Origin of the sequence: Yersinia hibernica, from assembly GCF_004124235.1 — a bacterium.
In the GTDB taxonomy this organism is placed as follows: Bacteria; Pseudomonadota; Gammaproteobacteria; order Enterobacterales; family Enterobacteriaceae; genus Yersinia; species Yersinia hibernica.
The window spans coordinates 1947108-1959183 of the sequence record NZ_CP032487.1 but is presented as its reverse complement, the minus strand read 5'-3'; the positions used below and the strand labels follow the sequence as shown (position 1 = coordinate 1959183).

The following is a 12076-nucleotide window of genomic DNA, read 5'->3' as shown; positions in this document are numbered from 1 at the left end:
TGGCCCTTTGTCATATTATCGGCATGGATGCTTACACGCTGACATCCGTTGGGCGCAACAACATATATAAGCGGAACAAATACACCAACAATAATGCAGAAACCAGGTTACTCAGTGAAGCTAAAACCACACTGGCAACTGGGGTCGGCAGCACCGTCAGGTGATTGACCAAATACAACAAAATCAGTTTGGCCGCTATCCACAACATCATTGCCGGGATAATTAAACGCACATTCGCAAAAGCCAACTTGATACTGGCTTTCATGGCGACAAAAACGCCTATTTTTTCCGTCGTCACAATAACCGGAGACAGCGAGAGCGCGACAGCAATGATGATACCCGGCACGATAAACAGAGTTATTCCCAACTGAATCAATAAGGTACCGATAAACATCAGCAGCAGCAAGCGCGGTAAGATAGGCACTGAAATACCGATGGCCTGCAATGCGCTAACCCGACGCCCCTGAGAGACCATCGAAATCAGTGTCAGCATGCCGCCCACTAATAATACATTGCCCACCAATGCGGAAAAAGTAGCCGCCGCAGAGACTTTCAGCAGGACCATTTGTTGCTCAGGGGTGAGCTGCGCCACCAATTCTGTAATGCTGAGATTGCCGGACGAAGCCAAATCACTGTCAGTGGAGTTGAGTGTACTGAGTTGTTCAGTATCAGGGATAAATGCCTGATTCAGCATGACGGTAATGAACGCGGTCAGCAGCGCCAGTAACAGAATGGCGGGTAGCTGATTGCGTAAAAAGTTAAAACTGTCACGGTATAAAGTGTTAGCCGTGATAGGCATGAAAACTCCTTGGGATAAAAAAATAGCGCTTAGCCGATGATTATACCTTGTTATGGTGCGCTGTGGGATCTTGTCATTGGCCAATGGATGATTTCTTCTAATCTAATGACCTCGATGTTATCAATAGGTAACGGCGGCAAACCATAGTGGGCACGGGCGCGCTCGCCATAGATTGAACAACAAACAGACTGACCGACTTCTCCCTGCAGGGCAACACAGCGGGGGGATTTACAGTTGGTGCCGGACATACAGCTAATAAAGGGGGGTCACTTGCTCAGTCATGGCGCAGGGCACACAACCGCCACCCTCTTTGGCCTCTGCCCAATAAAATGACACCCGAAAATAGGCACAGCAGGCACCACAACTGACACACGGATTTATTTCAGCGCTCATCTTTAATCCACTGCTCCTTACCAAGTAAACAGTCAACCGTAGCGATTTCACACAGACAACATCCAAGCATAGCAGCATGCTGCCTGTTGTCTTTTTCAGCAATGGCAATTAGCGCAATTTGGTGCAAATAGCTATTTATGATCCAGATCAATTTCAATGTTATTAAGGAATTAAATAACCCTACTTAATTTAGGAATTATTAAAATTGTTACGAAAGATGTGATCTCGATTGGATCATAAATACTTATTTGTAGGTATATTCTGTTCGCGAATATACCTACAAATGGAATGGATAATGAAAAAAGTCACTTTGGTATTATTAGCCGTAGCAACTCTGGCATCGACTGCGGTGAGTGCGCATCAGGCAGGCGATTATATTTTCCGGGCAGGGACGGCAACGGTCAGACCAAATGCAGGGTCTGATGATGTGTTAGGTTATGGCTCCTTTAAAGCGGATAATAATACCCAGTTGGGTCTGACTTTCAGTTACCTCATTACTGATAACATCGGGGTAGAATTGCTGGCGGCGACGCCGTTCCGCCATAAGGTTGGCCTCGGGCCGACTGGCAATATTGCCGAAGTTAAGCAATTGCCACCGACGTTAATGGCACAATATTATTTCCGCGATAAGCAAGACAAACTGCGGCCATACTTGGGGATTGGTCTGAACTACACCACGTTCTTTGATGAGAAATTCAACAACACGGGCACTTCTGCTGGGTTAACGGATTTGAGCTTAAAAGATTCGTGGGGGGTGGCAGGGCAAGCCGGTTTGGACTATATGGTCAGTGAAAACTGGATGGTGAATATGTCCGTCTGGTGGATGAATATCGAAACTGATGTGAAATTTAAAGCCAATGGCCAGGAGCAGAGCATTCACACCCGCCTTGACCCATGGGTATTTATGTTTGGCGCGGGTTACCGTTTCTAATTATCCGTCGTCCTTGATAAGCAGCACGGAGTCACACAGAGGCGCAGAAATGCGCCTCTGACCGTTTTATTACCTAATAAGCATTTGGTCACTAACTGACTTCACCCCGGGTACGGTTCGGGTAATCTGTACCGCGCGGTTAGCATCCTGACGTGAGCTAACAAAGCCACTCAACTGAACCCGCCCTTTGAACGTTTCCACACTTATCTCAGTCGATTTTAGATTTTTCTCACCCAATAGCGCTGATTTCACCTTCGTGGTGATAACCGTGTCATCGATATAACCACCGGTTCCTTCTGACTTTGCTGTTGGCGCACAGGCAGATATTGCCATCGCCATAATCACTGCAATGCATAAAGCTGTAATGGTCTTAAAAATCTTCATAGATGACTCTCCATGTGTATTGATGTTATAGGGCGTATTGGATAACCCGTATCAACAGCGCCAGCGCAAGCGCAGTTCAACCTACTATTAACGCATATTTCATTTAGGTTCAGAGAACACCCACCGCATCCAAATGTAAAAAAATGCTTAGTGTGTTACACATTATTAGTATTGGTTATGAATAGCTTTTATTCAAATTTACAGCGGATAAGTTGCAAGAAAGGTATTGAAAATAAGGAAGAAAGCGCCTGAATAGCATCAATTATCAGGCGCTCTGGTGGCATTAACGACGTGTGGCCGCTTTCATTTTGGTGACGAAATGAGTCAGTTGCGCCAGCATCTCGGCAGGTTGTGAGACATTGTTTTCAATGATTTTTACAATCGCAGAACCTGAAATAGCCCCCGCGGCTCCGGCAGCTAGACTCATTTTTACTTGTTCAGGTTCTGAAATGCCAAAACCTTGTAATGCGGGAGCAGCATGGTATTCACGAAGTTTATCAATCAAATGATTCAATGGCAGATGGCCGTGATTTTCAGCACCGGTCACCCCAGCCCGCGAGAGCAGATAGGTATAGCCACGGCCATGGGAGGCAATTTCGCGCAATAAATCATCATCGGCATTCGGCGGACAAATAAATATAGGGGCGATGCCATGGCGCAGTGCTGCCGTGCGGAATGGCAGTGATTCTTCAAAAGGCACATCAGCAATCAGCACTGAGTCAACCCCGACATCAGCGCAGCGCTGATAGAAAGTATCAATGCCATTATGGAAGACTAAATTGGCATACATCAGCAGACCAATGGGAATCGTGGGGTGTTTCTTGCGAATTTCGGCCAGCATCTCAAAACAAATGCTCGGGGTCACACCGGCGGCGAAAGCCCGTAACGCCGCATTTTGGATGGTCGGGCCATCGGCCAATGGGTCAGAGAATGGGATGCCCAGCTCCAGCGCATCTGCCCCGGCGGCAATTAAAGTGTCGATAATCTCTAACGAGAGTGCCGGTGTTGGGTCGCCTAATTGTACGAATGGGACAAATGCGCCTTCTTTTTTGCCCGCCAACTGTTTGAAAAGCTGCTGATAACGCTCCATTAAATTTCTCCCCGTGCTTTCAGAATATCATGAACGGTGAAAATATCTTTATCACCGCGCCCGGACAGATTGACGACCAGAATCTGCTCTTTTTCCGGTGATGCTTTAATCATTTTCAAGGCGTGCGCCAGGGCATGGGAAGATTCCAATGCCGGGATAATGCCCTCTTTGCATGACAGCGCCTTAAATGCCTCGAGGGCTTCATCGTCGGTCACTGACACATAATCAGCGCGCCCAATACTATTCAAATAAGCATGTTGCGGCCCGACTGATGGGAAGTCTAACCCGGCCGAAATTGAGTAAGATTCTTCAATTTGGCCATCACTGGTTTGCATCATCGGCGATTTCATACCGAAGTAGATACCAACCTTACCGTGTTTCAGTGGTGCACCATGTTGGCCGGTTTCAATCCCCAATCCTGCGGGTTCTACCCCAATCAGCCCAACGCCGGGTTCATCAATAAAATCAGCGAACATACCAATTGCATTGGAGCCGCCACCCACACAGGCCAACACTGCATCCGGCAACCGGCCTTCTTTGGCTAAGATCTGCGCTTTGGTTTCTTCGCCAATCATCCGTTGGAACTCCCGTACAATTGTCGGGTAAGGGTGAGGGCCGGCGGCGGTTCCCAACATGTAGTGCGCGGTTTCGTAGCTACCAGACCAGTCGCGCAGCGCTTCATTACATGCATCTTTCAGTGTCGAGGAGCCACTGTGTACCGGGATAACCTCCGCGCCCATCAGGCGCATACGAAATACGTTCGGGGATTGGCGCTCAATATCTTTAGCCCCCATATAGATGCGGCATTTCAAGCCAAGCAGGGCGCAGGCCAATGCTGATGCCACACCATGCTGACCGGCACCGGTTTCAGCAATGATTTCTGTTTTACCCATACGTTTTGCTAATAAAGCCTGCCCCAGCACTTGGTTCGTTTTGTGCGCGCCGCCGTGCAGCAGGTCTTCACGTTTCAGATATAACTTGGTTTTTGTCCCTGTCGTCAAATTCTGACACAGTGTCAGCGCGGTTGGACGCCCGGCATAATTCTTTAACAAATCCTGAAATGCGGCCTGAAACTCAGGGTCCAGCTGCGCACTGACAAAAGCCTCTTCCAGTTGTTTCAATGCAGGCATCAGAATTTGGGGGACATACATTCCACCGAACTCGCCAAAATAAGGATTTAATGTGGTCATTTTTCTGTCCGTTAGTCGTTAATTTAGTAAGCGCGTAAAGTTTGGAATACCGCAGCAATCTTTTGCGGGTCTTTCACACCGGGGGCGCTTTCTACTCCGGAGTTGAAATCCAGACCCGCGCAGCCCAGTTGCGCCGCCGCATCACAGTTATCAGCTCCCAGCCCGCCCGCCAGTAGCACGTTATCCAATGGCTGACCCGCTAATAATGACCAGTCAAAGCGCTGGCCAGTGCCACCTGGGCCATTGTCCAAAACATAGCGCTCAACATGCTGTAAATTGCGTGTCGGCACTGAGCCATTAACACTCAATGCTTGCCAAATTTGGCAACTGGCGGGTAATACCTCGCGCAGTTGGTTGATATAAGTTTGATCTTCATGCCCATGCAATTGCACCGCCACCAGAGATAAGCGCTCGGCAGTTTGTTGTATGGTTTCGACTTTGGCATCACGGAACACGCCGACATACTTCAGCGGAGCACCACTGATAACCGTTCGCGCCTGCGCAATGTCAACATAGCGAGGTGAATTGCCGACGAAAATCAAGCCGCCATATACCGCGCCGGCTTGGTAGGCGGCGGCGGCATCTTGGGCGCGCGTCAGCCCGCACACTTTGTTTTCCCCCAGCAACACACGGCGCACGGCAGCATTTAAGTCAGCCTCCGACATCAAGGCGCTGCCAATAAGAAAACCGTTGGCAAAGTGGCTTAGCTCACGAACTTGCCGGTAATTATTGATGCCAGATTCGCTAATAACGGTGACGCCCTCGGGCAGGCGTGGTGCCAGTTCACGGGTGCGATTCAGGTCGATGGATAAATCGCGCAAATCACGATTATTAATGCCCACCACTTTCGCCCCTAAGGCAATCGCCCGCTCTAACTCTTGCGCATTGCTGGCTTCGGTTAGCACCCCCATCTTCAGGCTATGCGCCACGGCGGCCAACTGACGGTATGTTTCATCATCCAGCACCGAGAGCATCAGCAAAATAGCATCAGCCTGATAGAAACGGGCGAGCTGAATTTGATAGGCATCGATAATAAAATCTTTGCACAACACCGGCTGAGTGACGACGGCGCTGACTTGGGGCAAGAAATCAAAATTGCCCTGGAAGTATTTTTCGTCAGTTAATACGGAAATAGCCGACGCATAATGGCGATAAACCGCGGCAATTTCCGCCGGGTTAAAGTTATCGCGAATCACCCCTTTGGATGGCGAGGCTTTTTTACATTCCAGAATAAACACCGTGTTGTCGCCCTGTAGCGCGTGGTAAAAATCGCGCTGACTGAGGGTGATGTCATGTTGGAAGCTAGCCAGAGGCTGTTGCAATTTCCGCGCGGCAACCCAGATTTCCTTATCGCGCACTATTTGGTGAAGTACAGTTTCCTGCATGATTTATCCTCTAGCTGCCAGAGCGGTAACCCGGTCAAAAGGCTGGCCGCTGTGAATCATTTCCAATGCTTGCTGCGCGTTGTGGCGCAGGTTTTCCTGCCCGTGTAATTTCAGTAATAACGCGACGTTAGCGGCGACGGCTGCGGCGTGTGCCGCCTCACCCTTACCTTGTAACAAGCGCGCTAAAATGTCACGGTTTTCTTCCGGTGCGCCGCCTTGCAATGTGCTAAGTGCATAGCGGTTTAAGCCAAAATCTTCCGGTGCCAATTCGTAACTTTCAATACTGCCGTTATTGAGCTCCGCGACTTGGGTTGGCGCATGAATAGCCACTTCATCCATTCCGCCGCCATGGACTACCGCAGCGCGCTGATAACCCAGCACTTTCAGGGTTTGGGCAATCGGCAAGACCAATTCAGGGCTATAAACCCCAATCAGTGCCAAAGGGGGGCGCGCCGGGTTAATCAATGGCCCTAATACATTAAATAAGGTCCGAGTTTTCAATTGTTGGCGCACTGGCATCGCATGGCGAAAACCGGTGTGATACTGCGGCGCAAACAGGAAACAAACCCCTAATTCATCCAATGCCAAGCGCGATTGTTCGGCGCTCATATCTAGGCGAATGCCAAAGGCGGCCAGCAAGTCCGATGATCCGGAGCGGCTGGAGACACTGCGGTTGCCGTGTTTGGCGACTTTCGCGCCACAACTGGCGGCCACAAAGGCGCTGGCCGTCGAAATATTAATGCTGTTGGTGCCGTCGCCGCCCGTGCCGACGATATCAGTAAACAGATAATCTGGGCGCGGGAAAGGTTGTGCATCCGCTAATAAAGCTTGGGCGGCACCGGCGATTTCAGCCGGGGTTTCACCGCGCACTTTCATGCTTATCAATGCCGCCGCCAATTGGCTGGCTTCCAGTTCACCACGCACAATCGCGGCAAACAGACATTGGCTTTCTGCCTGAGTCATTGACTCGGCTCGGAACAGCTTTTCTAGTAATAACTCTGTGGCTAATAAATTCTTCATGTTATATCCCTTAATGACATCCGCCCATTGACGTGGAGTGGCTACTAATACCCTGGCGATTGTGTGCGCACAGGGGATAAAGCCCAGGCCAATGTTTGCTCAAGCAACCGGGCACCATGGGTGGTTAAAATCGATTCTGGGTGGAATTGGTAACCACATACTCGATGGGCATCATGACGAACCGCCATCACCATCTCGCCAAAACGCGCGTTAACGGTTAATTCTGTTGGGATATTGCTGCCGACTAATGAGTGATAGCGGGCAACCGGTAAAGGATTTGGCAGTGTCGCAAACATGCCTTGGCCGTCGTGTTCAATGGCCGATGCTTTGCCATGCAATATTTCACCCGCTTGTCCGACATGGCCGCCATAGGCCTCGACAATGGCTTGATGACCGAGACAAATGCCAATAATGGGTAATTGGCCGCGTAGGCGTTGCAATAACTCCGGCATACAGCCCGCTTGTGCCGGGGTGCCGGGGCCTGGTGATAACATTAACACCGGGCGTTCGAGCTGCTGCAACCGCGCAATAATGGTGTCAGCGGCAATGTGGTTGCGGTAAATCACCACTCGGTGACCACTGGAGCGCAGTTGGTCAACCAGGTTGTAAGTAAAGGAATCGACATTATCGAGCAGCAAGATATCGGCCATGTGATTATTTTCCATTAGAACAGCTCCCTGGCATGATGTGCACTGGCAATGGCCCGTAACACCGCGCGTGCCTTGTTGCGGGTTTCATCGGCTTCCGCCTGTGGAACAGAGTCGAGCACCACTCCGGCACCGGCTTGTACTGTGGCGATACCGTCCTCGACATAAGCCGAGCGAATAACAATGCAAGTATCCAAATCACCATGGGCGGTAAAATAGCCCACTGCGCCACCATAACTGCCGCGGCGCACGCCCTCACTGCCGGCAATTAACTGCATGGCCCGCACCTTAGGCGCGCCGCTCAAGGTGCCCATATTCATACAAGCTTGATAGGCATGGAGCACATCGAGATCAGCGCGTAATGTCCCCACCACGCGAGAAACCAAATGCATCACAAAAGAGTAGCGGTCAACTTTGGTTAAATCCGCCACATAGCGGCTGCCCGCCTCACAGATGCGCGCCAAATCATTGCGGGCTAAATCCACCAACATCAAGTGTTCAGCGAGCTCTTTATGGTCGGTGCGCATTTCCAGTTCAATGCGGCTGTCTAAATCGCGGTCTAGCTCGCCATTGGCCCGGCGACCACGGGGGCGAGTACCGGCAATCGGGTAAATTTCAATCTGGCGATTCATGGCGTCATATTTCAGCGCACTTTCAGGCGACGCGCCAAACAGAGAAAATTCATTATCTTGCATAAAAAACATATAGGGGCTGGGATTACTGTCTTTCAGTGTCTGATAAGCCGCCAGCGGTGAGGGGCAAGGCAGCGAAAAACGGCGCGAGGGCACCACTTGGAAAATCTCACCCTGCCGAATGGCTTGCTGTAACTCACTGACAACGGCACCATATTCTGCATCTGATTGGTTACACTGTAACGTCATCTCTGGCACTGAGTGAGCCGGAATGGGTAGCGGTGCTTGCTGCAATTGGTGGGCAAGTTGCTCTAAACGTGCGGATAAACGCTGATGCTCACGGCTATCTGGGGTGAACAGGCTGGCTTGTAATCGAGTCGAACGGTGTTGGTGATCGAGCACCAATAGTGTTTCGGCTAAATAGAAGCAGAAATCCGGGCAGCGGTTTTCATGGCGCAATGGCGGCAAGCTTTCAAAGCCGGCGACCAAATCGTAAGCAAATAATCCCCCCAGGAACATGGCTTCCCGCTCAGCTTCAGGGGCCTCGACCAGTTGCAGCAGCAAACGTAAGGCATCAAAAACCGAGAGCGCCTGTAAGCGGGAGTCTTCATCCTGCACATCATTAATGATGGGGAAAGTTAATTCCCGGCCATTAGGGCGCACCTGAATCTCAACCTCGGCGGGTAATGCGCCATCCAATAGTGGTAATAATGAAGCGCCATTGGCTGTCAGGGCTTCAATCATCACTTTTTGCCCCAATGCGGTGATGCGCAATGCGCTGTCGATGATGAGCAGGCTTTTCAGGTTCTGCTTGCTGGTCACTTCCGCGGACTCAAGCAGCAATGTTGCTGGCCGTGCGCCGCAGAGCTGGTGGAACAGCGCGGTTGGGTCATCACGGTAGCATCCCGTGGTGGTCAATAACTGTAAAGTCGGGCGCGAGGTTTGCATTATTTGTCTTTCCTGAAAAAAGTATTACGCCGAAATTTGTCCATAAAAAAGCCCGCGGTAAGCGGGCTGAAGCAATCTGCATGGTCTGATGACTGAGATGCGTGATTACACCGCCCGAGAGAGGGAGATGTGCCACCAACGCAGTAAGGAAATCAGGGACGTTTTCATTATTAGTCACTCGCTATGATTGCTTTCATTGTGTTGCTCAATGTTCTTGAGCAGCATCTTGGTCTGTCGTGAACTTGTGTACTAGTTAACTGGTTCGCGAGGTGAATGTCAACCCCTCCATGACTGTTTTTTAACAAAGACTTGCTGGCGTGGCATTTGCCGTGATGGGCAGTGAGCGAAACAAGATTGATTAACGTGAATACCACATTAGCGAGTATGATAGCTAGCCACGCTTTTTCCGCCTTTGTTTTGGCTAATAAATTCGCTTTGGTTAATAAGACCGCTTTGATAAATAAACTCGTTTTATCTGATAACGCTACACCACCTGATACGGCTGATTTAACTGATGTTAGCGCCGCATCAACGGCTTTTACACTCTATGATTTGCACAGCCATACCACCGCATCTGATGGCTCCTTGTCACCCTCGGCCTTAGTCATTAGGGCGGCGCAAATGCGCGTCGGCGTGTTGGCGATTACCGATCACGATACCACCGCGGGGTTGGCAGAAGCCGCAGCCACCATCAAAGAGCAGCAGTTGCCAATACAGCTGATTCCCGGGGTTGAGATTTCCACATTATGGGAAAACCATGAGATCCATATTGTGGGATTAGGGATGGATATACAGCATGGCCGCCTCTGTCAGTTGTTAAGTGAGCAGTCACAACACCGCTATATTCGGGCGCAGGAGATAAGTGCCCGGCTGGCAAAGGCGCGTATTCCTGATGCTTGGCAAGGGGCGAATCGGCTAGCAGAGGGCGGTCAGGTGACGCGTGGTCATTTTGCCCGCTATCTGGTTGAATTAGGGCTAGCCAGCAATGTCGGGCAGGTGTTTAAAAAGTATCTGGCCAAAGGTAAGACCGGTTATGTTCCCGCGCAATGGTGTACAATAGAACAAGCTATTGATGCTATTAAGCAATCTGGTGGGCAAGCAGTGCTGGCGCATCCTGGGCGCTATGATTTAACGGCAAAATGGCTGAAACGTTTATTAGCACATTTTTCCGAGCATGGTGGGGATGCCATGGAGGTCGCTCAATGCCAACAGGCCCCTCATGAACGGGCGCAACTTGCCCAGTATGCTCGCGACTATAATTTACTTGCATCCCAGGGGTCTGATTTTCATCAACCTTGTTCCTGGATTGAGTTGGGCCGCAAATTGTGGCTGCCCGCTGGGGTGGAGCCGGTATGGCGTGATTGGCCGATAGAAAACCCGCCAACGCGTATGTTGAATGATGAGGTAGAGTCATGAGTCAATTTTTTTATATTCATCCAGAAAACCCTCAGCCAAGATTAATCAACCAAAGTGTTGATTTTTTACGTAAAGGCGGGGTGATTGTCTATCCGACAGATTCTGGTTATGCCCTTGGCTGCCGTTTAGAAGATAAAACCGCAATGGAACGCATCTGTCGTATTCGCCAGTTGGATGGCAATCATAACTTCACCTTGGTATGCCGTGATTTGTCCGAGCTATCCACCTATGCCTATGTGGATAACTCGGCGTTTCGACTGATCAAAAACAATACCCCCGGCAACTACACTTTTATACTGAAAGCCACCAAAGAGGTGCCTCGGCGTTTGATGAATGACAAACGTAAAACAATTGGCCTGCGAGTGCCCTCTAATCCCATTGCCTTAGCATTGTTGGATGTATTAGGTGAGCCGTTAATGTCGACTACATTGATGTTGCCGGGCAATGATTTTGCTGAGTCGGACCCTGAAGAGATCAAAGAGCACTTGGGCAAACAAGTGGATTTAATCATCCACGGCGGCTCACTGGGCCAACAACCCACCACTGTTATTGATCTGACAGATTCGTCCCCGGAAGTCATCCGTGAAGGTGCAGGTGACGCGACCCCCTTCCGCTAAAGAGGGGGGTTATGCCCCATGATAGACGAGTGTTGGATACGGCCATCAGCAGGCTTTGTACTGTGGGTATCCAACCCGTTGATGTGATATCTAGGCCAACTTCGCTAAATCCCCCCGCTAAAAGCCACAGTGCTATCCTACGCTACCTTAGCCAATGTCTGGGTCGGGATTCATTTTAATTGCTTAATGAGTCACAATTTTTACTATTATTATATTTGAATGCTAATTTAAATTGTGTAGTTTATATTGAGAAAGATAGCTCATATTTTAATTTATTCTTATGGCATAATTCTGTGTCAGGGTGAAAATAATGTTATATTTCAGTTTGTTGATTTAATTTCATTATTTTTGAAACCAATAAACCTTCATTTTTATTTTATCTATAACATTAATCACTCTTTAATATACTGCGGTATTTTTCTGCTAACTAATTTCTCTGTGATAATTAACTTTATATTTTACTGCTTATTTAATTAATTTTCATGAATGACTTATTTTAAGACACATCCAATGCGAAAATAATTGTAAATGCGCTTATTTTGCTATTAATTTAATTTGACGATCTTTTATTCTAGTATTTAAACCATTCTTCAGGATAAGTATCTGTAAAATCCACACAGGGCA

The 12076-nt window shown here is 49.3% G+C and carries 10 protein-coding genes, 2 pseudogenes and 1 other annotated feature; of the genes and pseudogenes, 3 read left to right on the top strand and 9 right to left on the bottom strand.

What is annotated here, in order from left to right; all coding sequences use genetic code 11:
* Positions 1 to 31: 31 nt before the first annotated feature.
* Both D5F51_RS09180 and D5F51_RS22745 read right to left on the bottom strand, forming a co-directional pair.
* On the bottom strand, positions 32 to 799 hold the full coding sequence (locus D5F51_RS09180) for a YciC family protein (RefSeq protein WP_129196299.1): 768 nt from the start codon (positions 797 to 799) through the stop codon (positions 32 to 34).
* A 50-nt stretch (positions 800 to 849) separates the two neighbouring features.
* Positions 850 to 1192: pseudogene (locus tag D5F51_RS22745) on the bottom strand (YkgJ family cysteine cluster protein).
* A 295-nt stretch (positions 1193 to 1487) separates the two neighbouring features.
* Here D5F51_RS22745 and ompW point away from each other — a divergent pair.
* The gene (gene ompW / locus D5F51_RS09170; protein ID WP_129196297.1) at positions 1488 to 2123 is read left to right on the top strand and encodes an outer membrane protein OmpW; all 636 of its coding nucleotides are present in this window, start codon (positions 1488 to 1490) and stop codon (positions 2121 to 2123) included.
* A gap of 69 nt (positions 2124 to 2192) precedes the next feature.
* On the opposite strand, the gene D5F51_RS09165 is transcribed toward ompW, so the two are convergent.
* The 7 genes and pseudogenes from D5F51_RS09165 to trpL all read right to left on the bottom strand — a co-directional run bounded on the left by D5F51_RS09165 (position 2193) and on the right by trpL (position 9587).
* Complete coding sequence (locus D5F51_RS09165) at positions 2193 to 2507, bottom strand: BON domain-containing protein (protein ID WP_025378160.1); 315 nt, start codon at positions 2505 to 2507, stop codon at positions 2193 to 2195.
* 283 nt (positions 2508 to 2790) lie between these two features.
* Complete coding sequence (trpA, locus tag D5F51_RS09160) at positions 2791 to 3597, bottom strand: tryptophan synthase subunit alpha (RefSeq protein ID WP_129196295.1); 807 nt, start codon at positions 3595 to 3597, stop codon at positions 2791 to 2793.
* Entirely contained in the window at positions 3597 to 4787 is a 1191-nt protein-coding gene (gene trpB, locus D5F51_RS09155) for a tryptophan synthase subunit beta (protein ID WP_025378162.1), read from the bottom strand. The genes trpA and trpB overlap by 1 nt, the downstream gene beginning before the upstream one ends.
* A 23-nt stretch (positions 4788 to 4810) precedes the next feature.
* Complete coding sequence (trpCF, locus tag D5F51_RS09150; protein ID WP_129196293.1) at positions 4811 to 6172, bottom strand: bifunctional indole-3-glycerol-phosphate synthase TrpC/phosphoribosylanthranilate isomerase TrpF; 1362 nt, start codon at positions 6170 to 6172, stop codon at positions 4811 to 4813.
* A gap of 3 nt (positions 6173 to 6175) precedes the next feature.
* A pseudogene (gene trpD, locus D5F51_RS22740) lies at positions 6176 to 7842 on the bottom strand (bifunctional anthranilate synthase glutamate amidotransferase component TrpG/anthranilate phosphoribosyltransferase TrpD).
* A 14-nt stretch (positions 7843 to 7856) separates the two neighbouring features.
* Positions 7857 to 9419, bottom strand: a complete 1563-nt coding sequence (locus tag D5F51_RS09135) for an anthranilate synthase component 1 (protein WP_129196291.1) — start codon at positions 9417 to 9419, stop codon at positions 7857 to 7859.
* Between the two features lie 42 nt (positions 9420 to 9461).
* Positions 9462 to 9563 (bottom strand) — a sequence feature (Trp leader region).
* Positions 9525 to 9587: a trp operon leader peptide gene (gene trpL, locus D5F51_RS09130; RefSeq protein ID WP_061512357.1), complete on the bottom strand. Its 63-nt coding sequence runs from the start codon at positions 9585 to 9587 to the stop codon at positions 9525 to 9527. (Overlaps the previous feature by 39 nt.)
* A 267-nt stretch (positions 9588 to 9854) precedes the next feature.
* Between trpL and rnm the strand changes: the two genes are divergently transcribed.
* Together rnm and D5F51_RS09120 are read left to right on the top strand one after the other, a co-directional pair.
* A complete protein-coding gene (gene rnm, locus D5F51_RS09125; RefSeq protein WP_162301836.1) occupies positions 9855 to 10835 on the top strand; it encodes an RNase RNM in 981 nt (326 codons plus the stop codon).
* Positions 10832 to 11452, top strand: coding sequence for an L-threonylcarbamoyladenylate synthase (locus tag D5F51_RS09120; protein WP_025378167.1), 621 nt, complete (start codon positions 10832 to 10834; stop codon positions 11450 to 11452). The genes rnm and D5F51_RS09120 overlap by 4 nt, the downstream gene beginning before the upstream one ends.
* Positions 11453 to 12076 lie beyond the last annotated feature (624 nt).

What these genes read in the sequence shown, in the direction of transcription:
- D5F51_RS09120 (WP_025378167.1), top strand. Translation starts at nt 10,832, where the DNA reads ATGAGTCAATTTTTTTATATTCATCCAGAAAACCCTCAGCCAAGATTA.
- D5F51_RS09180 (WP_129196299.1), bottom strand. Translation starts at nt 799, where the DNA reads ATGCCTATCACGGCTAACACTTTATACCGTGACAGTTTTAACTTTTTA.
- D5F51_RS09165 (WP_025378160.1), bottom strand. Translation starts at nt 2,507, where the DNA reads ATGAAGATTTTTAAGACCATTACAGCTTTATGCATTGCAGTGATTATG.
- trpA (WP_129196295.1), bottom strand. Translation starts at nt 3,597, where the DNA reads ATGGAGCGTTATCAGCAGCTTTTCAAACAGTTGGCGGGCAAAAAAGAA.
- trpCF (WP_129196293.1), bottom strand. Translation starts at nt 6,172, where the DNA reads ATGCAGGAAACTGTACTTCACCAAATAGTGCGCGATAAGGAAATCTGG.
- trpB (WP_025378162.1), bottom strand. Translation starts at nt 4,787, where the DNA reads ATGACCACATTAAATCCTTATTTTGGCGAGTTCGGTGGAATGTATGTC.
- D5F51_RS09135 (WP_129196291.1), bottom strand. Translation starts at nt 9,419, where the DNA reads ATGCAAACCTCGCGCCCGACTTTACAGTTATTGACCACCACGGGATGC.
- ompW (WP_129196297.1), top strand. Translation starts at nt 1,488, where the DNA reads ATGAAAAAAGTCACTTTGGTATTATTAGCCGTAGCAACTCTGGCATCG.